Source organism: Prauserella cavernicola (assembly GCF_016595675.1).
GTDB classification, from domain to species: Bacteria; Actinomycetota; Actinomycetes; order Mycobacteriales; family Pseudonocardiaceae; genus Prauserella_A; species Prauserella_A cavernicola.
Genome location: NZ_JAENJH010000002.1, coordinates 695137 through 716094 on the forward strand (window position 1 = coordinate 695137; position 20958 = coordinate 716094).

Genomic DNA, 20958 nt, shown 5'->3' on the forward strand with positions numbered 1-20958 from the left:
ATGTCCTCCTGGTGCGACTGGCCGCCGCTGTGACGCTTGCAAAGTGTGCGTGGCATTCCTGGCGTTCCCCCGTGGCCGGTCCGCCCGCGCTGAGACCATCGTTTCCGACGGGGACCCCTTCGCGCGTCATCCTCGAGACCTAACTTGGGATTCGCCTATGGTCGTAGCTTGGCCGATTCGGCCGCTCCCTGCCGATCGGTGATGACCCTGAGTTGACCCTGAACTCGGTGGCGAGGGTTAATGAACTGCGGTTCAATAACTACCATGGCGCGACCGAGGAGCATCAGTGACGAGCGCCTGCTGACGGCCACCGGAGCGGTGATCAGCAGAGCGGGTTCGGGGTTCACACTCGCGCAGGTCGCCGAGGAGGCCGGGGTCGCGGTCGGCAGCGTGGCCCAGCGTTTCGGCTCGAAGAAAGGGCTGCTCCAGGCGCTGAGCAAGGCAGGGCGCGAGCAGGCGATCACTCGAGTTCGCGACGCCGCCGGCGCGGCCGCGGGGCCGAGGGAGGCGCTGCGGGACGCGCTGGTGACCGTCTATGCGGGACTCGGCGACGCCGCAGAGGCGGCCAACAGTCTCGGTCAGCTCGCCGCCGATCTCGCCGACTCCGACCTGCGCTCGCTGCTCGGTGAGCACTACGCGGCGCTGGAGTCGGAGCTCCGTTCGCTCGTCATCCTCGCGGTGGACACCGGGTGGCGGGGGCCCTCTCCCGAGATCGCCGCGCGCACGTTGCTGGCGACGGTCAACGGCGCGGCGCTCGACTGGTCGATCCGGCCGCGTGGCGCGTTGTCCGACCGCCTGGCCGAGGACGTCGATTCGATAGTGGGGAGCTGGTACGCATGACCGAGTCCGTGCGGGACCTGCGAGGCAGGGTCGCGGTGGTCACGGGGGCGACGCGCGGGTGCGGGCGTGCCATCGCCGTCGAACCGGGGCGCGCGGGCGCCACCGTGTTCGTCACCGGGCGCAGCACGCGCGAGCGGCGCTCGGCGATGGCGAGGCCGGAGACCATCGAGCAGACCGCCGAACTGGTGGACGCAGCGGGCGGCAGGGGTATCCCGGTGCGCTGCGACTTCTCCGTGGTGGCCGACGTGGATGCGCTCGTCGCGCGCATCGAGTCCGAAGTAGAGGGGCGCTTCGACGTGCTGGTGGACGACGTGTGGGGCGGCGACCCCTACGCCGACTTCGCCTCGCGCTTCTGGGGTCCGATCTGGACAACGCGCTCACGATGGTGCGCAACGGGCTGGAGACCCACCTGATCGCGCTGCACCGGCTGCTGCCGCTGCTGGTGCGGCGCGAGGGCGGCCTCGCGATCGAGGTCACCGACGGCGACACCGAGGACTACGTCGGCGCGGGTGTGGCCTACTACCTGGTGAAGTCCGGCGTGCGCGCCATCGGCAGGGCACTGGGCGCCGAGCTGGCGAAGCAGGGCTGCACCGGGCTCACCGTGGCGCCGGGGTTCCTGCGTTCCGAGGCGATGCTCGACCACTTCGGAGTCACCGAGGCCACGTGGCGCGACGCGACCGCGGCCGATCCGCACTTCGCGGTGCCGCCAGACGCCCTACTACCTCGCGCGCGGGGTCGTCTCGCTGGCGCGGGACGGCGACGTCGGCCGGTTCGCGGGACAGGCACTGGCGTCGTGGACGCTCATGCGCACCTACGGCGTCACCGATGTCGACGGCAGCCAGCCGGACTTCGGCCGCTGGATGGCCGACGTCGTGACACCGGGCCTCGACCCTGTGCAGGCCGATCCGGCCAGGTACCGCTAACCGGCTCCGGGCCTGGCCAGTCCCGTCTCGTAGGCGAGCACCACCGCCTGCACACGGTCGCGCAGGTCGAGCTTGGCCAGTATCCGGCCGACGTGGGTCTTCACCGTGGCCTCTGACAGGAACAGCGCGCCCGCGATCTCGGTGTTCGACAGGCCTTTCGCGACGAGCGTCAGTACCTCGCGCTCCCGGTCGGTGAGCACGTCGAGCACCGACGCGTCGCGCGGCGGCACCCTGCCGTCGCCGAGAAAACGGTCGAGCAGCCGCTTGGTCACCGCCGGTGAGACCACGGCGTCGCCGAGCGCGACCGAGCGCAGCGCCGACACCAGGTGATCGGGCGGGGTGTCCTTGAGCAGGAAGCCGCTCGCGCCGCTCTGCAGCGCGGAGTAGACGTACTCGTCGAGGTCGAACGTGGTCATCACCAGCACCTTCGACGTGGCGTCGTCGACGATCCGCTTGGTCGCCTCCACTCCGTCCAGCACCGGCATCCGCACGTCCATGAGCACGACGTCGGGCCGCAGCTCGGCCGCGAGACGCACCGCCTCGGCCCCGTTGGCGGCCTCGCCGGCCACCTCGATGTCGTCCTGCGCGCCGAGCACCATGCGGAAACCGACGCGCATGAGTTCCTGGTCGTCCACCAACAACACCCGGATCACGGGTCCAACCTAACGGGCAGCCGCGCGCTCACGTGCCACCCGCCACCCGGGCTAGGCCCCGCGTGCAGCGTGCCGCCGTAGACGTGGGCCCGTTCGCGCATGCCGATCAGGCCGTTGCCGCCAGAAAGGGGCCGTTGCGCGCTCGCCGTCGTCAGCTGGTGGGCCTTGCCTGCTCCGTCGTCGTTGACGTCCACCGTCACGACGTCGGGGTTGCGCCTGACCCGCACCTTCGTGCGCGCCCCCTGGCCGGCGTGCTTGAGCGCGTTGGTGAGCGACTCCTGCACGATCCGGTAGATGCCCAGCGACACCCCGGCCGGCAGTTCGCCCAGCTCGTCGAGCTCGATGTCGACGCCGAGGCCCGCGGTGCGCATCGATTCGGCGAGCTCGGTGAGGTCGGCGGTGGTCGGCTGCGGCACCCTCGGCTCGTCGTCGTCCTCGCCGCGCAGTACGTCGAGCAGCCTGCGCAGCTCGCCGAGCGCGTCCCTGCCGGTCTCGGAGATCGTGCGGATGGCGTGCTCGGCCAGTTCCGGCTTGCTGCGGATCGCGTAGGAGGCGCCGTCGGCGTGCACCACGATCACACTCACCGCGTGGGCCACCACGTCGTGCAGCTCGCGGGCGATGCGGCCACGCTCCTCGGCCACGGCGATGCGGGTGGCCTGGTCGCGTTCGGTCTCCAGCAGATGCAACCGAGCCTCCACTTCGCCCTGGTAGGCACGCCGCGCGCCGACGAACTCGCCGAGCACCCAGCACAGCAGCAGCACCAGCACCGAGACGATCAGGTTGACCAGCCACTCGTCCCTGGGCTGGAAGAACAGCTGCGCCACGCTCGTCGCGAGGGTCAGCGCGAGGTACACCGCGCCCTGCTTGCGTCCCGCGTAGACGACGACGCTGTAGACGGCGATGCCGCTGGTGAGTGCGGCTGCGAGTCCGGGCCCCAGCGCGCTGTGCACCACCCCGAGCACGAGCACGGCGTAGGCGAACGGCAGCGGGAACTTCCTGCGCAGCACCAGCGGCGCCACCATCGCGATGTCGACGGGAACCGTGACCTGCCAGCCATGCACCGTCCCGTCGGGCTGAGCTTGGACCACGAAGAAGGCCGAGAGGTCGATGAGCAGGACCAGCAGCGCGATCATGCTGTCGCCCACCATCGGATGCGCTCGCATCCACAGACTCAGCCGTCGCACGAGCCCACAGTATGGTGCCGGCCGCGCTGACGGCGTCCTCCTGCGGTAGCACCTTGGCTGCGAGCGAGGGATGACTCGATGGGAGGATCGTCCGCGAGCGGCGAGAGGGGGCGGCATGACGGCACCGGCGGAGCAGGGCGGACGGCTGGCCGGCCCGCTGTCGACGTCGGTGGCGAACCTGTGCAGGCGGTTGCAGCCGCAGGTCTCGCCGCGCACGGCGGCCGGGTTCGCCGAGGTGCTGCGCAGGCTGGGCGCTCCGCTGCAGGTCGCGGTGGCAGGCCGCATCAAGTCCGGCAAGTCGACGCTCGTCAACGCCCTCATCGGCCGACGTGTCGCCCCGACCGACATCGGTGAGTGCACTCGCCTGGTCACCCGCTTCCAGTACGGCACGGTCGACCGCATCGAGGTGGTGTTCACCGACGGCCGCAAGCAGGTGCTGCCGTTCGCGCCGGACGGGATGATCCCCGCGGAGCTCGGTGTCGACATCGACGAGGTCTCGCACGTCGAGGCCTACCTGACCAACGCGGTGCTGCAGGGCATGACCGTGATCGACACCCCGGGCCTCGGCTCGCTCGACGCGGCGTCGGTGTCGAGGACGGAGCAGCTGCTCGGCGCGGCCACGGCGAGCGACGGCGGCGACGGTATCGACGGTGACGACGCCGGCTCCGACGAGCTCGACGACACCTCGCGCAACGCGGTGGCGGGAGCCGAGGCCGTGCTCTACGTGGTCACCCAGGGCGTCAGGGCCGACGACCAGCAGGCGCTCGCGGCGTTCACGGCGGCCACCGCGAGCCGCGAGGCGGGCCCGGTGAACGCGATCGCCGTGCTGAACAAGGCGGACACGATCACGCCGGAGTCGGTCGAGGGCTCGGGCGGCGACGTGTGGCTGGCGGCGTCGATGCTCGCGGAGAAGCAGGCCGCCACCCTCAAACCGAGGGTCGCCGACGTGCTGCCGGTGATCGGGCTGGTGGCGGAGTCGGCCGAGTCGGGTCAGTTCACCTCGGCCGACGCGGACGCGCTCGGCAGGCTCGCGAACCTCGACGACGACATCCTCGAGATGATGCTGATCTCGGCGGACATGTTCACCAGCTGGGAGTGCGACGTGCCGGCCGGGGTGCGCGTGCGGCTGCTGGAGAAGCTCGACCTGTTCGGCATCCGGCAGGGCGTCGAGGCCGTGCGCGCCGATCCGGAGATCACCGCGGGCACGCTGCGGCGCAGGCTGCTCGACGCCTCGGGGCTCGCAGCCGTGCGGGCGCGGCTGTCCACCGTGTTCGCCGCGCGCGCCGACGGCATCAAGGCCGCCGCGGCGCTGGCGTCGGTGACGGCGCTGGCCCACGCGTCCGGCGACCCCGCCGAGCGGCAGCGCGTGCACGACGCCATCGAGGTGCTGCTCGCCAAGCCGGAGGCCCACCAGCTGCGGCTGCTGGAGGCGCTCACGCTCGTCGCGTCCGGCGCCGTCGACATGCCGGAGGACCTCAGCGAGGAGGTGTTGCGCGTGGGCAGCAACGCCGAGATCCCCGCTCAGCTCGGCAAACCGGGTGCCACGCCGCACGCCGAGCTGGTCACCTACGCGCTGGAACGGGCGGGGTGGTGGCGCTCGTTCGCGTCCTTCGGCGCGACGCCCGCGCAGAGCCGCGTGGCCCACGTGGTGCACCGGGCGTACTTCCTCATCTGGCAGCAGCTGCGCGAGTCCGGCGGCGGCGCTCGATGAACGCGTGGTTCCGCAAGGGCTCCGCCGACCCCGAGCCGCCGACGGGACAGATTCCGGCGGAGGAGGGAACCGCACCGGCGGACGACGCGTCGGAACCCGATGTGGACACCGTAGGAGTAGCCGTTTCGCCGGTCGCCCCCGAGCAGGCGCTCGCCGATCGCCAGGCACTCATCCAGCTGTGCCTGTACGCGATGGACCGGGCTCGCAGTGGCGGTGTCGTCGAGCGCATCGAGCAGGGGCTCGCCGCGATCGGTGTGCACGCACTGCGGCCGGACGGCCAGCGGTTCGACCCCACGCTGCACGAGGCGGGTGGCGCCGTGCCGACCGAGGACGCGAGCCTCGAGGGCACCGTCGCCGAGACCGAGGTCGTCGGCTTCCTCGACCACGACCGGTTGCTGCGAGCGCCGATCGTCACCGTCTACACGCGGCGCTAGCTCCGGACCGCCCCTCTGGGTGCGTCCCCGCGCCGCTGGTTGAATCTAGACGTGACCACCCCTTCGCCCGGCAAGCCGACCCTGCCCGCACAGGTCAAGCAGGCCCGTGAGCAGCTGCTCGCCCTGCTGCGAGACGCCGACCCGCAGGCCGCGAAATGGGTCGAGGACCAGCGCAGGGCCCGGTCGCAGAAGCCGTCGGTGGTGGTGGTCGGCGAGACCAACCGCGGCAAGAGCTCGCTGGTCAACGCCCTGCTCGCCACGCAGGGACTGTCTCCGGTCGACGCAGACGTGGCCACCTCCACCTATTTGTCGTTCGAGTACTCCGACGAATGGCTCGCCCAGGCGTGCTATCCCGGCCAGCTCGCGCCCGTCGGTTTCCCGCTGGAGGAACTGCCCCGCTGGGTGTCGGTGAACCACGAGCTGCCCGAGGGCCAGCTGCCGCCGCGCTACGTCGAGGTCTCGGGCCCGGTTCCGCTGCTGGAGCGGGTGTCGGTGGTCGACACCCCCGGGGTCGGCGGGCTGGACTCCATGCACGGCGAGCTCGCGATGGAGGCGGCCGCGAGCGCCACGGCGCTGCTGTTCGTCGTCGACGCGTCGGCTCCGTTCACGTCCACCGAGCTGCTCTTCCTGCGCAACATGGCCGACCGGGTCGAGACCGTGCTGTTCGCGCTGTCGAAGATCGACCAGTTCCGCGGCTGGCGGGAGGTGCTGGCCGCCGATCGCGAGCTGCTGGCCGAGCACGCGCCGCGGTTCGCGGACGCGCCGTTCCACGCGGTGTCGGCGCGGATGTTCGAGATGGCGGCCAAGGCGCCGAACGAGCAGGCCGCGACCATGCTGCGGGAGAAGTCCGGTGTCGCCGAGCTGCAGGGCGCGGTGCAGGAGCTGCTGGTCGGGCGTTCGGTGATGCTCGGCGAGGCCAACACCCTGCGCGCGCTCTCCAGCGCGCTCGCGGAGCAGAAAGCCAAGCTCAACGCCGAGAAGCGCGCGCTGTCGGCAGGCGAGTCCGAGGCCGAACAGCTGCGCGCGCGGCGCGACCAGCTCACCGTCGAACGGCGCTCCTCCACCAGGGGCTGGCAGCTCAAGCTGCGCGGCGAGGTGCAGCGCACGCGTGTCGAGCTCGGCCACGAGGGAAGCAGGCGGATGCGCGATGCACAGTCGTACTTCCGTCAGGGCATCGACGCGGCGAGCCGCGACGAGCTCGGCCAGTTGCCGCAGCAGGTCGACGCGGCGTTGCAGTCGATCTCGCAGTCGGTGTCGGCGCAGCTCGCGCACCGGCTCAACCACGTCACCGACGTCGCGCTGGCCGAGCTGTTCTCCCCGGAGGAGCTCGACATCATCAGGGCACAGTTCGCGCGCGCGGGCGGGCCGCCCGTGGTGCTCCGGCCGCCGGACAAGCGGCCGCCGACCGCCGAGGACAAGCTGCTCGTCTTCATGGGAGTGTCGGGTGGCGCGGGCGCGGCCAAGCTGGCGGCGGCTCCGCTGGCCGGCTTCGCGCTGTTCAATCCGGTCGTACTGCCAGCGACGATCGTCATCGGGCTCGGTGCGGGTTGGTGGATGGCCCGAACCCGTAGGCACGCCGCGGACAAGCAGCACACCAAGCAGTGGCTCGTCGAGTCCATCGCCGAGGCCCGCTCCACGCTGGACCAGCTGGTCGCCGAACAGCTGATCGAGGCCGAGCAGCAGCTGGCCCTCGCTCTGGACGACGCGCTGAGCAGGCGGATCGAGGCGATCGAGGCCGAGCTCAAAGAGGTCGACAAGACCATCAAGATGGACGCGCAGGAGCGTGCGAAGTCGCTCTCGTCGGTCACCAGGCGCAGTAAGGAGATGGCCGACGCGCAGGCGCGAGCCGACAGCTTCCTGGCCCGCATCAGGGCGCTGCGCGACCGGCCCCGGGAGAGTTGACAGCCTGGTGTGGGGAACCGAACCGGCATAACGTGAGTCAGAAACACAGAACAAGCCAGCAGCCTGACCAGAGGGGGAGTTCCCAGTGTGGGTCGACGAGAGTGGTTCCTCCGATACCACCGACGCCACCGGCACCTCGGACGAGATGACCATCACCGTCGACGGTGAGGAGTACTCCGCCGACGTCAACTTCGACATCAACGAAGACGGTGTCGAGGACACGGCGGTCATCGAGCAGGCCGACGGCAGTGGTCAGGCGTTCGTCGACGTCGACGGAGACGGTGTCGCCGACGAGTACATCGCCCTCGACGCGCAGGGCGAGGTCGTGGCCCACGCGGAGTTCGACGAGGCCAGTGGCGACTGGGTGTCGGTCGAGCCCGGCGCTCCTGGTGGCGACTCCACCGACCAGCAGACCAGCGCGGGCGGCACCATCACCGCCGACTTCCCCGAGGGCGAGCTCCAGGTCGGGCCCGCGACCGTCGACACCAACGAGGACGGCGTCAACGACACCGCCGTGGTCGAGGACGAGAGCGGCAACACCGTCGCGTTCACCGACGTCGACGGCGACGGCGAGGCCGACGTCGCGGTGGTGATCGGTCCCGACGGCCAGTCCACGGTTCTCGAGCACACCGGCGACGGCGAGTGGTCCGAGACCGGCGGCACGGGCGCCTCGGCAGGCAGCGACAGCAGCGACAGTCTGTGGGGCGGAAGCGGCGGGCAGGACACCGTCGAGGGCGTCGCCAAGATCGACTCGGCCACCGGGCAGTGGATCAGCCAGAACTGATCCGGCGCCGGCAGCCGATCACGAAAAGGTCGAATCAGACATATCCAGGAAGCCCCGGTACGGAAGCCGTACCGGGGCTTCGTCGTGAAAACAGGAAAGTCTTTCCACCTGTCGCGATTCAGCAAGAACTGAATCGATTCCCTGATCGTTCTTGTGAGAGAACCGACAGGTCAGGGCTCGGTCCAGCTCGGGTGTGCCCGCTACTCTCAGGGAATCCCCAAAACCAGCACACCGCTTGACGGTGCGCGCGAGCCATTCGGTCGCCGGCAACGGAGCCCGCACTCGGACGACGAAGTTCGGTGTGGGCTCTTGTCGTCGAAGACAGGAGACGAGATGACTGCAGTAGCCATCCCCGGGCTGGACAACGCGCCAACGACGCACAGTGGCGTGCTGTCCTGGGTGCGGGAGGTCGCGGAGCTGACCACCCCGGACCGAGTGGTGTGGGTGGACGGTTCCGACGAGGAGGCCGAACGCATCAATGCCGAGCTCGTGGAGGCAGGCACGTTCGTGCCGCTCAAGGCGAGGCCGAACTCCTACTGGGCGGCGTCCGACCCTAGCGACGTCGCGCGGGTCGAGGAGCGCACCTTCATCTGCTCCGAGCGTGAGGAAGACGCCGGACCGACCAACAACTGGATGCACCCGGACCAGATGAAGGCCACGATGGCCGAGCTGTTCCGGGGCTGTATGCGTGGTCGCACGATGTACGTCATCCCCTTCTGCATGGGGCCGCTCGGCGACGAGAACCCGAAGCTCGGCATCGAGGTCACCGACTTCGCCTACGTCGTCGCTTCGATGCGCGTGATGACCCGCATGGGCACCAGGGCGCTCGAGAAGTTCGTGCGGGCGGACGGCTCCGAGCGCGAGTTCGTGCCCGCGCTGCACTCGGTCGGCGCTCCGCTCGAGCCCGGCCAGGCCGACGTGTCGTGGCCCTGCAACGACACCAAGTACATCAGCCACTTCCCCGAGTCCAGGACCATCTGGAGCTACGGCTCGGGCTACGGCGGCAACTCGCTGCTCGGCAAGAAGTGCTACTCGCTGCGCATCGCCTCGGCGATGGCCCGCGACGAGGGCTGGCTCGCCGAGCACATGCTGATCCTCAAGCTCATCTCGCCCGAGAACAAGGCGTACTACGTCGCCGCCGCGTTCCCGAGCGCCTGCGGCAAGACCAACCTCGCCATGCTGCAGCCGACCATTCCCGGCTGGCGTGCCGAGACCATCGGTGACGACATCGCGTGGATGCGGTTCGGCGAGGACGGCCAGCTCTACGCGATCAACCCCGAGTTCGGTCTCTTCGGTGTCGCGCCCGGCACCGGCGAGAAGACCAACCCGGTGGCGATGAAGACCATCGACAAGGGCAACACGGTCTTCACCAACGTCGCGCTCACCGACGACGGTGACGTGTGGTGGGAGGGCATGACCGACGAGACGCCCTCGCACCTCACCGACTGGAAGGGCAACGACTGGACGCCGGAGTCCGACGTGCCCGCCGCACACCCGAACTCGCGCTTCTGCACTCCGATCGCCCAGGTGCCGACGCTGGCGCCGGAGTGGGACGACCCGAAGGGCGTGCCGATCTCGGCGATCCTGTTCGGTGGCCGCCGCAAGACCACGATCCCGCTGGTCACCGAGGCGCGCGACTGGCAGCACGGCGTGTTCATGGGTTCCACGATGTCGTCGGAGAAGACGGCCGCCGCCGCCGGCAAGGTCGGCGAGGTGCGCCGCGACCCGATGGCGATGCTGCCGTTCCTCGGCTACCACGCCGGTGACTACTTCAAGCACTGGCTCGAGGTCGGCAAGAACGCCGACGGCGCCAAGCTGCCGAAGATCTTCTACGTCAACTGGTTCCGCCGCGGCGACGACAAGCGCTTCCTGTGGCCCGGGTTCGGCGAGAACTCGCGCGTGCTCAAGTGGATCGTCGAGCGGATCGAGGGCACGTCCTCGGCCACCGAGACCCCGGTCGGCTTCGTGCCGCGCGCCGAGGACCTCGACACCGACGGTCTGAAGGAGCCGCTGGCCGACATCCAGGCCTCGCTCGACGTCGACCTCGACGAGTGGCGCCAGGAGATCCCGCTGATCGAGGACTGGTTCGCCAAGATCGGCGACCGCGTCCCCTCGAGCCTGCGGGACGAGCTCGAGGCGCTGAAGCAGCGCCTCGGCTGACCAAACCGGACCAAGCCGCCGGGGGCATCGCGATCGCGGTGCCCCCGGCGGCTTTTGGGTAGCGTCGGGATCGTGATCGCGACGACTGGGCGAGAGTTCCGCTTCGGCGTGAACATGATGGCTCCGGCGAAGCGGGCCGACTGGGTGGACAAATGCCGCAAGGCGGAGCAACTGGGCTACGACGTCATCGCCGTGGCCGACCACATTGGAATGCCGGCCCCTTTTCCCGCCATCGTGCTCGCCGCTGAGGCGACCGAACGCGTTCGACTGTGTTCCTTCGTGCTCAACACGAGCTTCTACAACCCGGTGTTGCTCGCGCGTGACGCCGCGGGCACCGACCAGTTCGTCGACGGCCGACTCGATCTCGGGCTGGGGACCGGCTACGTCAAGGCGGAGTTCGACGCGGCGGGCCTGCCGTTTCCAGGTCCCGGCGCCAGGCTGGACCACCTCGAGCACGCGATCGCCGAACTGCGGAAGCGCTTCGCCGACGAGCAGCGGCCGCCTCCGCCGCTGCTGCTGGGCGGGCAGCGCGATCGCATGCTCCGGATCGCCGCCCGCGAGGCCGACATCGTCGGCTTCACCGGCGTGAGTTTCACGCGCGACGGTGCGGCGGCGCGGACCTCGGGTCCGGTGGAACTGGCCGAGCGCGTCGAGTTCGTGCGCGCGCAGGCGGGCAGTCGTTTCGCGGAGCTGGAGCTGAACCTGCTCGTCCAGCATGTGCAGGTGACCGACGATCGGCGAGGCGCGCTGGAGGAGCTGCGCGCGCTCGCGCCGGACCGGACCGCCGAGGAGCTGGCCGAGCTGCCGGTGCTGCTGGTGGGCACCCTCGACGAGATCGCCGAGCAGGTGCGCTCGCGGCGCGAGGACTACGGCTTCACGTACTTCACCGTCATGGAGAAGGATCTCGACGCCTTCTCCGCCGTGCTCGGCAGGCTCCGTTGATCACCGCGAAGGGTGTCGGTGTCAGGGCCGGGGAGTACTGGCTGTTCCGGGATCTCGACCTGGACGTCGGTCCTGGGCAGTGCCTCGCGCTCGTCGGCCCGAACGGCAGTGGCAAGTCGACGTTGCTGCGTTGCTGTTATGGCATGCAGGAGCCGACCGAGGGCGTGCTCACGGTGTTCGGCGAGCAGCCGGACGAACGCGACCGGAGTTTTCGCCGCAACGTCTCGGCGCTGCTGGACGACTCCGACTTCTTCGCCGAGCTCACACCGTTGCAGCACCTGGACTTGATCGCGGGCTCGTTCGATGTGGAACTGGACTACGACGGGCTGCTCGCCGACGCAGGCCTCGGCGAGCGCGCCACGGTCTCGGCGGGCCGGTTCTCGGCCGGCCAACGGCGCAGGCTGTTGCTGCTCGGGGCCACCGCCCGGCCGTTCGATGTGCTGCTGCTCGACGAGCCGGAGCGCGCGCTGGACGCGGCGGGCAAGGAGTGGATCACCACGGTGGTCTCGCGCGCGGTCGCCCGGGGCGCGGTCGTGGTGCTCGCGACGCACCACCCGCCACTGCTTGACTCGGCCGATCACGTCGTGGATCTGGCGTGACGGCGACCGCGGTCCGGGTGCCCGGCCGCGCCCGGTTCGGCGGACTCCTCTCCGGCGACACCCCGACGTTCATCGCGGTGTTCGCGTTCGGCTGGCTGGTGATGGCGTTCTTCCGGCTCGAGTGGTGGCGCTCGGTGCTCTTCGCCGGGATGGCCGCCCACCCGCCGGTCCTGCTCGGGTTGTTCGCCGTGCTCGCCGTGCTGTTGCTCGGTTCGATGCTGAACCGCTCGTTCCTGTGGGCCGAGCCCGCGGTGCTCACCTGGCTCGACTTCACCGGGCACGACCGCGTTCGCCTGGTCAGTGGTCGCGTGTGGACGGTGTGGTTCGGGAGGCTGCTCGCGCTTGGCTACCTCGGTGCGCTGCTCGCCGCGGCCGCCACTGTTCCACTGTGGACCTGGTACGCGGGCTTCGGTGTGCTGGTGCTCGTCACGGCTGTGGTGCTGCCGCGCGCCGCCGGAGTGGGCCCGCCGCTACGGCTGCCCGTCGCGGTGGCCGCTGGGCGGCAGCGGCTCGTGGACGGCTGGTCGGCACGCGTGGTGCGCCTGGTCTCGGTGACCTTCCTCGATCCGAGCATGATGCTGCCGTCGGCCCACCCGGTGCCGGGCAGGCCCGTGCGCTCGGTGGCGGCGTTCGCGCTCGCCGGGATGGCGGCCCGCGCGCGGTTCGCGGTGCCCGCCGTGTTGCTGGCCTCGGTGGTGGCGCTCGCGCACGTCGCGCTGCCGGGTGTGCCCGACGCGGTATTGGTCGGGCTCGGCGCGTACGCGGCGCTGCTGCCCTTCGGCGGCGGGATCGGGCAGCTGTGGCGCTCGCCGGGACTGCGCCGCTGGCTCGACGTCTCCGACCGCGCGCTGCGCGGCTGGCACGCCGCGGCGCTGGGCGGGCTCGCCTTGGGCTGGGCACTGGTGGCGTTCGCGGGCACGGTGCTGCTCGGCTCGCCGCTCGCGGGAGCCGCGTGGCTCGCGGTGCCGCTCGCGGCTGCGATGGTGCTGCGCACCGCCACGCGTCCGCCGATCGGCTACGACTCCCCAGGCATGACGGACACACCGTTCGGCCCGGCACCCGTCCGCCTCGTCGCGCAGGCGGTGCGGGGGCCGGACCTCGGTGTGCTCGGCGTGCTGGTGCTCGTCTCCCAGCCCTCCGGTGTGCTCACCGTGCTGGTGACGCTCGGGCTCGTCGTCTGGGGAGTGCTGCGCTGACGCTAGTTGAAGATGCCGATGATCTCGTCCACCGCCAGGTAGGCGAACAGCGCGAGGCACACCACGAGCAGGCTGTTGGACAGCCAGTGCGAACGGCCCTCGCGCGGCACGCGGCTGGAGTTGAGCAACACCAGCAGCGTTCCGGCGAGGAACGGCATGAACAACGCGCCCAGCACGCCGTAGACCACGGTGAGCTGGAACGGTCGGTCGAGGAAGAGCAGCGCCATCGGCGGGAACGTCAGCCACAGCACGTATCCGCGGAACGCGGGGCTCTTCTCGCCCGCCTTGCGGTCGTAGTCCTCGAGCCCGTACTCCGCGTCCGCGGGTAGCCGCCACGTGCGCCACCAGTCGGCGAACAGCAGGCTCACGCCGTTCCACACGCCGATCAGCGAGGTGAAGGAGACGGCGAAGAAGCCGATCAGGAACGGGATCCGGGCCCACTCGCCGTAGTCCTGCGCGAGCACGTTGCCGAGCGTCAGCAGGCCCTCGTCGCCGGAGACGATGTCGGTGCCCATCAGGATCTCGGCGCCGACCACGAGCATCGCGACCACGAAGATCGCCGTGGTCACGTAGCCGACGGTGTTGTCCAGCCGCATCATCGGGAGCCACTTGGACGAGCGCCAGCCCTTGGCCATCGTCCAGTAGCCGTAGGCGGCCATCGTGATCGTGCCGCCGACGCCGCCGATGAGTCCGAGCGCGTAGATGAACGAGCCGTCGGGCAGCGTCGGCACGAAACCGGACGCCGCGTCGAGCAGGTTGGGAGCCACCAGGATCGCGGTGCCCACCACGGTCACGAACATGACGCCGACGAAGATCGTCATGATCTTCTCGATCAGCGCGTAGCGGCCGAACCAGATCAGGGCGAGCCCCGCGAGGCCGCAGACGATGCCCCACACCCGCAGCGAGATGTCGGGGAAGAGCGCGTTGAGCGGGAGGCCGGACGCCGACATCGCGGTGGCGCCGTAGACGAATCCCCACACGACGGCGTAGGCGCCGAAGTAGACGAGCACGCCCCTGCCCAGCGTGCGCCAGCCGCCGAGCATCGTGCTGCCCGAGGTCAGGTGCCACCTGCCGACCGCCTCGGCGAGCGCGATCTTGAAGATGGCCCCGACGACCACGGCCCACAGCAGGGCGTAGCCGTAGCGCGAACCCGCGACCATGGTGGCGACCAGGTCGCCCGCGCCGACGCCCGTGGCGGCGGCCATGATGCCAGGGCCTACCTGCTTGATTTTGGCCTTCCAGCCGACAGGTACATCCTTGACGTCCTCGTGCCCGACCTCGTGAGACATGCCCGGTAACGTAACCCGCTCAAGCCCTCAACGGAACCAGGGCGATTCGGGCGATGACACAACCGTGATCTGGCTCAGGAGACGCGGGGCAGCGAGCCCGGTTCCGCGGTCTCGACCAGGCCGCGCAGCGCGTCGAGCGAGAGGCCGACGGCATCGGCGACGGCGACGACCGTGAAGAACGCGGGGGTCGGGATCCGGCCGGTCTCGATCTTGCGGAGCGTCTCGACGGAGATCCCGGCCTGCGCGGCGACCTCCACCATGCTCCGGACGCCCCTGACCTCTCGGAGCGCGGCTCCCAGCCGCTCGCCGCGGGCCCGTTCTGCTTCGCTCAACGGCACTCGCACCACGGCTCAGATACTAATACCGCTCGCGGCTGTACACACAGCCTGTGGACAACTCTGTGTACAACCTGTGGATCACTGTGGACGAGCGGTGGACGAAAAACGGGGGCGCCCTCGCGAACGAGAGCGCCCCCGTGGGTGTCCGGGCCGGGTCAGGCGCCCGGCGGCACCGGCAGTGGCATTCCGGGGCACGACCTGTCGTCCGGCACCACGCCGTCGACCAGATAGTCCTCGACGACACCGTCGGCGCAGTCGTTGCCGCCCGCGTAGATGCCGTGATCGCCCTCGTCGGTGATCGTCAGCATCCGCGAGCCCTCGAACGCCTCGTGGGCGCGCCGCGCGCCCTCGATCGGCGTGGCCGGGTCGTGCTCGGACTGCACGATCAGCACCGGGGGCACACCCTCGCCGTCCAGCTTCGGCAGCTTCGCGGGCTTGTTCTTCCAGAAGATGCACGGTTGCACCAGCCAGGCCCAGCCGAGCAACGGGTACTGCTGCCCCAGCTCCTCGGACTGCCGGACCACGCTGTTGCGGTTGGCGTTCCACGGACCCTCGTTGCAGGGGATCGTCCAGAAGCTCGCGTCGTAGGAGTCGGCGTACTCGCCGGGTACGACCAGCGGCTGCGGACCGAGCACCTCGGCCTCGGGCACGTTCGCCGCGACCGTCGCCAGCGCGGAGGCCTGCTGCTCCTCGGTCGCGGACTCCTCGGTGAGCGTCCGCACGCTCACCAGATAGTCGGCGAGGTCGGGGAAGACCGACTTGTCGTAGAGCTGCGTGGCGATCGTCGAGTCGAGTTCGTTCGCCCCGAGCGGCTCGCCCTCGAAGTCCACCGGCTGCTCGGCCAGCGCGGCGCGGACCTGCTCGTAGGTCTCACGGGTTTGCTCGCCCGTGGTGCCGAAGCCGTAGACCGAGTCGTACTTCGCCAGCCACGGCAGGAAGTCCTCGCGCCAGCGGCGCTCGAAGCCCAGCGGCTGCCAGTCGAACGACTTCTGCCAGGTGGTGGTGAACTCGGTGGCCGAGTCGAGCACGAACCGGCCGGTGTGCTCGGGGAACTCCTGCGCGTAGTGCGCGCCGAGCCACGTGCCCGCCGAGTAGCCGACCCAGTTGATCGTGTCCCTGCCCAGCAGCGAGCGGAGCAGGTCGATGTCGCGGATGGTCTGGGAGGTGTTGACCAGCGGGCCGAGCTCGCCGGACTTGAACTGGCACGACTCGGCGGCGTACTTGGTGGCGTCGAGGATCAGGTCCAGGTTCTTCCTGCTGCGGTCCCTCGGGTCCAGTGCGCTGCCCGTGCCGATCGCGCCGCCGCACGTGATGCTGGTGCTCTTGCCGGTGCCACGCGGGTCCAGACCGATGATCTCCTGCTGCTCCCGGAGCCGGTCCTGGTCGCGCAGTCGCGCCGGGAAGCTGCGGCCGGGCGCTCCGGGGCCGCCGGGGTTGGTGATGACGCTCGCCGTCGCGGGCCCTCCGGTCGCCTTGAGCCTGCTGACCGCGATGGTGAGATCGGTGCCCTCGTCGGGGTCGTCCCAGTCACGCGGGGCGAGGAACGTGGCGCACTCGATGTCCTCGGCGCCCTCGGGCGGGGCCGAGGGCAGCTCGTCCTCACCGCAGGGGTGCCAGTCGAGCGTCTGGTCCGCGTAGCGCGCGGGGAACTCGGGTGCGTCGGCGGTCTGCTGCCCCAGCGCCGGGGTGGTTCCGGCCAGCAGCGAGGCTGCCATCGCCGGGACGACCACGGCGAGGCGAAGTCTTCTCATGTTGTTGCCCCTCGAATTGGTGTGCCGGCCGACATTGAATCCCGCGGGGGACGCACCGGCAACCGGTCGTTCGTCGGGTCCTAAGTGGTCCTGCGGGGACTAGCGGGGCAAAGGCGACGAACCGATACCGCGCAGCGAGCCGTTCACCGGGGCTTCGGTCTCGGCGTAGCAGGTGATGTTGGTGAAGCCGTGGCTCCAGTTGGTCTGATCCGGCCAGCGCCACGACGCCGCGACGTCGTCGCGGGCGGAGCCCAGGTACTCGCTCAGCAGCTGCCTGCACGAGGGTGCGGCCTCGGCGTTGAACTGCTCGTCGCTGGGGAACTTCTCGCCCGCGTTGCCGACGGGCACCGCGCCGATGGCCTCGGCCCGGTGCGGGTCGTCGCACGGCACCTGCTGCGGCAGTTCCTGCGAGGGCCGCACCGACGAGCAGAGCTGGAACTCGAAACGCCGTTCGCCCGCCAGCACGTCGCGGGCGGAGCCCGTGCGCGACTGCGCCTCACCGCCGGGGCTCAGCTGGGCGACGCCGCAGCGGTACCAGCGATCGCCCGCCTGCCAGTCGTCCTTGTCGGCCCACAACATCCAGGCGCCGAGCGTGGTGGCGTCGTACTGGGCGCTACCGAGGTAGTCGGCCGCCGCCTGCCTGCACTCCGGGAACACCTCGGCGAAGATCGTGGCCTTGTCCGGGGACTCCGAGGGCAGCCCGCTGCCGAACGTGCCCTCCTTGGTGATCTCCACGGTGTGCGGCTGCGCGCAGTCCACTGCGGAGGTGTCGCTGCCGTCGACGCACTCTCCGGGTGCCGCGGGCTCGGCGGCCTCGGTTCCCCGCTCGGCCGGAGCCGAGGGCTCGCCCGCGTTGGTGCTGGTCACGGACGGGTCGGCATCCGGTGAGCCGCCGGACTCGTCCGCGGAGGGCGTGCCACCGACCTGGCTGGCACACGCCGACAGCGTCACGGCGGCCGCCAGCACGACCGCGGAAAGCATTCGCCCATGTCTCGACATCGGTACAGACCCTACCGAGGGACCGCATCGAAGACTTAAGGTCGACGCCGCATTACCGGTGGGTCATTCACATGTCATCACGAGAGCTGGTGAACTGCTGTGGCAGCGCAAAGCGGCGCGAAGGGTTCCGGGCTGCGGTTCAGCCCCTGGAACCTGTTACTGATCATTCCGTTCTGGATCTTGCTGACTCCCCTCTACAACCGGGTCGAGCCCACGTTGTTCGGGATGCCGTTCTTCTACTGGTTCCAGTTCGTCGGCATCGCGGTCGGCGTCACCTGCACGACGCTCGTGTACTTCGGGACGAAGAACCGGCGGGGCTCCGCCCCTCGCACCGAGCCGACCGACGTCGACGACCTCGATGAGGGGAGCCTGCGATGACCGACCTGCAATGGCCGGAACTGATCATCTTCTCGACGCTGTTCCTGCTGGTCACCGTGCTGGGCTTCGTGGCCGCGCGGTGGAAGGCGGGTGACACGCTCGACCACCTCGACGAGTGGGGTCTCGGCGGCCGCAAGTTCGGCTCCTGGATCACGTGGTTCCTGATCGGTGGCGACCTCTACACGGCGTACACGTTCGTCGCGGTGCCCGCGCTGCTGTTCGGCGCGGGCGCGATGGGCTTCTTCGCGCTGCCGTACACGATCCTGGCCTACCCGCTGGTGTTCCTGCCGCTGCTGCGCCTGTGGTCGGTGTCGAGGGCCCGCGGCTACGTGACGCCCGCCGACTTCGTGCGCGGGCGCTACGGCTCGCCGTTGCTGGCCACGCTCATCGCGGTGACCGGCATCGTGGCGACGATGCCCTACATCGCGCTGCAGCTGGTCGGCCTCGAGGCGGTGCTGCGGACGATGGGCTTCAACGCGGGCGGCTTCCTCGGCCACCTGCCGCTGCTGATCGCGTTCATCATCCTGGCGGTCTACACGTACCAGTCGGGCCTGCGTGCGCCCGCGCTGATCGCGTTCGTCAAGGACCTGCTCGTCTACATCGTCATCATCGTCGCGGTGATCTACCTGCCCATCAAGCTGGGCGGCTGGGACTCGATCTTCGGTGCGGCGCAGGAGAAGTTCGCGGCGACCGACGCCGAGAGTGACGGCATTCTGCTCAACGGCAACAATCAGCTCCAGTACGCCACGCTGGCACTGGGTTCGGCGCTCGCGCTGTTCCTCTACCCGCACTCGGTCACCGGTGTGCTGGCCTCGCGCGGGCGCAACGTGCTCAAGCGCAACATGTCCGCGCTGCCCGCGTACTCGCTGTTGCTCGGTCTGCTGGCACTGCTCGGTTTCGCGGCGATCGCGGCCGGCACGGAGGCGATCACCAACCAGGCCACCGGAAACCCGGACACGAACACCATCGTGCCGAAGCTGTTCGACGACCAGTTCCCGTCGTGGTTCGCGGGCATCGCCTTCGCCGCGATCGGGATCGGCGCGCTCGTTCCGGCGGCGATCATGTCGATCGCGGCCGCGAACCTGTGGACCCGCAACATCTACAAGGAGTTCATCAAGCGCGACGCCACGCCCAAGGAGGAGGCACGGCAGGCCAAGCTCTCCTCGCTGATCGTCAAGTTCGGCGCGGTGGCGTGCATCCTGTTCCTCGACCCGCAGTTCTCGATCGACCTGCAGTTGATCGGCGGTGTGATCATCCTGCAGACGCTGCCGGCCGTGGCCATCGCGCTCTACACGCGCTGGCTGCACCGGTGGGGACTCGTCGCGGGCTGGATCATCGGCATGGGCTGGGGAATGACGCTGCTCTACGGCATCCCGAACCCGGCGACGGGCAGGGAGCACTTCGGTGGCGCGGCGCTCGCGCTGGACAAGCTGAACATCTTCGGCTGGCAGCCGTTCGCGGGCTCCACGGTGCAGATCTACGTCGGCATCGTGGCGCTGCTGGCCAACCTGCTGGTGGCCGCGGTGGTGAGTGTGATCGCGCGTCAGCTCAAGGTGTCCAACGGAACCGACACCACAGTGGATGCCGACTACCACGTCGACGAGGGCGACGAGGACCTCCGCCCGGTCGCCGCGCCTCACTGATCGGCGGCGACACACTCGGCGAGGCGGCGGCGCAGCAACCTGCGCTGCGGCTCGGAGCCCGGCATGGCCACGGCCGCGCGGTAGTACGCGGCGGCCCTGCCGGGCTCCCCCGCCCGCATCCACAACGCGGCGAGGGCCGAGGGCAGCAACCGGTACCCGGCGAGCCGGGGATCGTCCTCGAGTCGTTCCAGCTCGGCGATCCCCCGCCGGGGGCCGTGCACCATCGACACCGCGATCGCGCGGTTCAGCCACGCCACCGGTGAGGGACGCAGCTCCACGAGCCGGTCGTAGAGGTCCAGGATCCTCGGCCAGTCGGTGTCGTCCGTGCCGTGCGGGTCGGCAGAGCTCACGTGGCACAACGCGATCGCGGCTTCCACGTGGTAAGCCGACAGCTCGGCCCCGGTGCAGGCCGCGGCGAAGGTCCGGGTGCCCTCGGCGATCATCGCCGTGTCCCACCGGCTTCGGTCCTGTTCGGCGAGCAGCAGCACGTCACCGTCGTCGTCCACCCGGGCGGGCAGTCTGCTCGCCTGCAACAGCAACAGCCCCACGAGCGCCCGCGACCTCGGCAGGTCGGTGCGCGGATCGGCGAGCAGCAGGCGGCCGAGGCGGATGGCCTCGCCGCACAGCTCCGCCCGCACGGCCTCGTCGCCGCTCGTGGCGTCGTAGCCCTCGTTGAACAGCAGGTACAGCACCGAGAGCACGCTGTCGACGCGCTCTGGCAGCTCGTCGGCAGGCGGCAGTTCGAGCGGCCCCGCGTCGCGCAGCCAGCGCTTGGCCCGCGCGAGGCGCTGCGCGACGGTGGCGTGCTTGGCCAGCAACGCCGAGGCGATCTCGTCGACACCGAGTCCGCCCACGGTCTTCAGCGTCAGCGCCACCTGCGATGCCAGCGGTAGTTCGGGGTGGCAGCACAGCAGGATCATCGCCAGCTCGGCGTCCCCGCCTGGTTCGGCGTCGTGGTCGAGTTCGGCCAGTAACGGCAGCTTGGCTCGCAGCGTCTGCTCCCTGCGGATCAGGTCGAGCGCCCGGTTGCGGGCCGCTCGGAACAGCCAGCCCTTCGCATTGGCGGGCACGCCGTTGTGCGGCCAGGTGCGCAGCGCCTGCTCCATCGCATCGGCGAGGGCCTCCTCGGCGAGGTCGAGCCTGGCGGGCCCGAGCGTGCGGGCCAGCGTGGCGACGATCTGCCCGGCGCTGTGCCGGAACAGGTGCTCCACCACGCCGGCCGGCGCGCTCAT

18 protein-coding genes and 1 pseudogene are annotated in these 20958 nt (G+C 70.2%); 12 read left to right on the top strand and 7 right to left on the bottom strand.

Annotated features, from left to right (window positions below; genetic code table 11):
• The first annotated feature begins 264 nt into the window (after window positions 1-264).
• Together JHE00_RS09945 and JHE00_RS09950 are read left to right on the top strand one after the other, a co-directional pair.
• The gene (locus JHE00_RS09945; protein ID WP_200317198.1) at window positions 265-840 is read left to right on the top strand and encodes a TetR/AcrR family transcriptional regulator; all 576 of its coding nucleotides are present in this window, start codon (window positions 265-267) and stop codon (window positions 838-840) included.
• Window positions 837-1763, top strand: a pseudogene (locus JHE00_RS09950) (SDR family oxidoreductase). Before JHE00_RS09945 ends, JHE00_RS09950 begins: the two are co-directional and overlap by 4 nt.
• Here JHE00_RS09950 and JHE00_RS09955 read toward each other — a convergent pair.
• Together JHE00_RS09955 and JHE00_RS09960 are read right to left on the bottom strand one after the other, a co-directional pair.
• Entirely contained in the window at window positions 1760-2416 is a 657-nt protein-coding gene (locus tag JHE00_RS09955; RefSeq protein WP_200317199.1) for a response regulator, read from the bottom strand. The pseudogene JHE00_RS09950 and the gene JHE00_RS09955 sit on opposite strands and share 4 nt — an antisense overlap.
• Window positions 2413-3579 carry a sensor histidine kinase gene (locus tag JHE00_RS09960; RefSeq protein ID WP_443678455.1) on the bottom strand — a complete coding sequence of 389 codons (1167 nt, stop codon included), beginning with the start codon at window positions 3577-3579 and terminating at the stop codon, window positions 2413-2415. The genes JHE00_RS09955 and JHE00_RS09960 overlap by 4 nt, the downstream gene beginning before the upstream one ends.
• 136 nt (window positions 3580-3715) lie before the next feature.
• Between JHE00_RS09960 and JHE00_RS09965 the strand changes: the two genes are divergently transcribed.
• From JHE00_RS09965 to JHE00_RS35830, 8 genes are all read left to right on the top strand, one after another.
• Entirely contained in the window at window positions 3716-5311 is a 1596-nt protein-coding gene (locus JHE00_RS09965) for a dynamin family protein (RefSeq protein ID WP_200317200.1), read from the top strand.
• Complete coding sequence (grpE, locus tag JHE00_RS09970; RefSeq protein ID WP_200317202.1) at window positions 5308-5745, top strand: nucleotide exchange factor GrpE; 438 nt, start codon at window positions 5308-5310, stop codon at window positions 5743-5745. The genes JHE00_RS09965 and grpE overlap by 4 nt, the downstream gene beginning before the upstream one ends.
• Before the next feature lie 51 nt (window positions 5746-5796).
• The gene (locus JHE00_RS09975) at window positions 5797-7647 is read left to right on the top strand and encodes a dynamin family protein (RefSeq protein WP_200317204.1); all 1851 of its coding nucleotides are present in this window, start codon (window positions 5797-5799) and stop codon (window positions 7645-7647) included.
• A gap of 85 nt (window positions 7648-7732) precedes the next feature.
• The gene (locus tag JHE00_RS09980) at window positions 7733-8431 is read left to right on the top strand and encodes a hypothetical protein (protein WP_200317206.1); all 699 of its coding nucleotides are present in this window, start codon (window positions 7733-7735) and stop codon (window positions 8429-8431) included.
• Between the two features lie 333 nt (window positions 8432-8764).
• A complete protein-coding gene (locus JHE00_RS09985) occupies window positions 8765-10591 on the top strand; it encodes a phosphoenolpyruvate carboxykinase (GTP) (protein WP_200317208.1) in 1827 nt (608 codons plus the stop codon).
• A 114-nt stretch (window positions 10592-10705) separates the two neighbouring features.
• Window positions 10706-11533, top strand: a complete 828-nt coding sequence (locus JHE00_RS09990) for a TIGR03621 family F420-dependent LLM class oxidoreductase (protein ID WP_230423714.1) — start codon at window positions 10706-10708, stop codon at window positions 11531-11533.
• Window positions 11530-12132: an ABC transporter ATP-binding protein gene (locus JHE00_RS09995; protein WP_200317212.1), complete on the top strand. Its 603-nt coding sequence runs from the start codon at window positions 11530-11532 to the stop codon at window positions 12130-12132. The genes JHE00_RS09990 and JHE00_RS09995 overlap by 4 nt, the downstream gene beginning before the upstream one ends.
• Window positions 12129-13328 carry a DUF6297 family protein gene (locus tag JHE00_RS35830; protein ID WP_200317214.1) on the top strand — a complete coding sequence of 400 codons (1200 nt, stop codon included), beginning with the start codon at window positions 12129-12131 and terminating at the stop codon, window positions 13326-13328. Before JHE00_RS09995 ends, JHE00_RS35830 begins: the two co-directional genes overlap by 4 nt.
• Before the next feature lie 2 nt (window positions 13329-13330).
• On the opposite strand, the gene JHE00_RS10005 is transcribed toward JHE00_RS35830, so the two are convergent.
• The 4 genes from JHE00_RS10005 to JHE00_RS10020 form a co-directional block, all read right to left on the bottom strand.
• Window positions 13331-14617 carry an Nramp family divalent metal transporter gene (locus tag JHE00_RS10005; protein WP_200317216.1) on the bottom strand — a complete coding sequence of 429 codons (1287 nt, stop codon included), beginning with the start codon at window positions 14615-14617 and terminating at the stop codon, window positions 13331-13333.
• Between the two features lie 74 nt (window positions 14618-14691).
• Window positions 14692-14964, bottom strand: coding sequence for a helix-turn-helix domain-containing protein (locus JHE00_RS10010; RefSeq protein WP_200317218.1), 273 nt, complete (start codon window positions 14962-14964; stop codon window positions 14692-14694).
• A 146-nt stretch (window positions 14965-15110) separates the two neighbouring features.
• Window positions 15111-16706: an alpha/beta hydrolase gene (locus tag JHE00_RS10015; RefSeq protein ID WP_200317220.1), complete on the bottom strand. Its 1596-nt coding sequence runs from the start codon at window positions 16704-16706 to the stop codon at window positions 15111-15113.
• Between the two features lie 99 nt (window positions 16707-16805).
• The gene (locus JHE00_RS10020) at window positions 16806-17687 is read right to left on the bottom strand and encodes a septum formation family protein (protein ID WP_230423190.1); all 882 of its coding nucleotides are present in this window, start codon (window positions 17685-17687) and stop codon (window positions 16806-16808) included.
• 117 nt (window positions 17688-17804) lie between these two features.
• Between JHE00_RS10020 and JHE00_RS10025 the strand changes: the two genes are divergently transcribed.
• Together JHE00_RS10025 and mctP are read left to right on the top strand one after the other, a co-directional pair.
• A complete protein-coding gene (locus JHE00_RS10025; protein ID WP_200317224.1) occupies window positions 17805-18083 on the top strand; it encodes a DUF3311 domain-containing protein in 279 nt (92 codons plus the stop codon).
• Window positions 18080-19726: a monocarboxylate uptake permease MctP gene (gene mctP, locus JHE00_RS10030; protein WP_200317226.1), complete on the top strand. Its 1647-nt coding sequence runs from the start codon at window positions 18080-18082 to the stop codon at window positions 19724-19726. Before JHE00_RS10025 ends, mctP begins: the two co-directional genes overlap by 4 nt.
• Here mctP and JHE00_RS10035 read toward each other — a convergent pair.
• Window positions 19720-20958: an RNA polymerase sigma factor gene (locus JHE00_RS10035; protein ID WP_200317228.1), complete on the bottom strand. Its 1239-nt coding sequence runs from the start codon at window positions 20956-20958 to the stop codon at window positions 19720-19722. The genes mctP and JHE00_RS10035 overlap by 7 nt on opposite strands.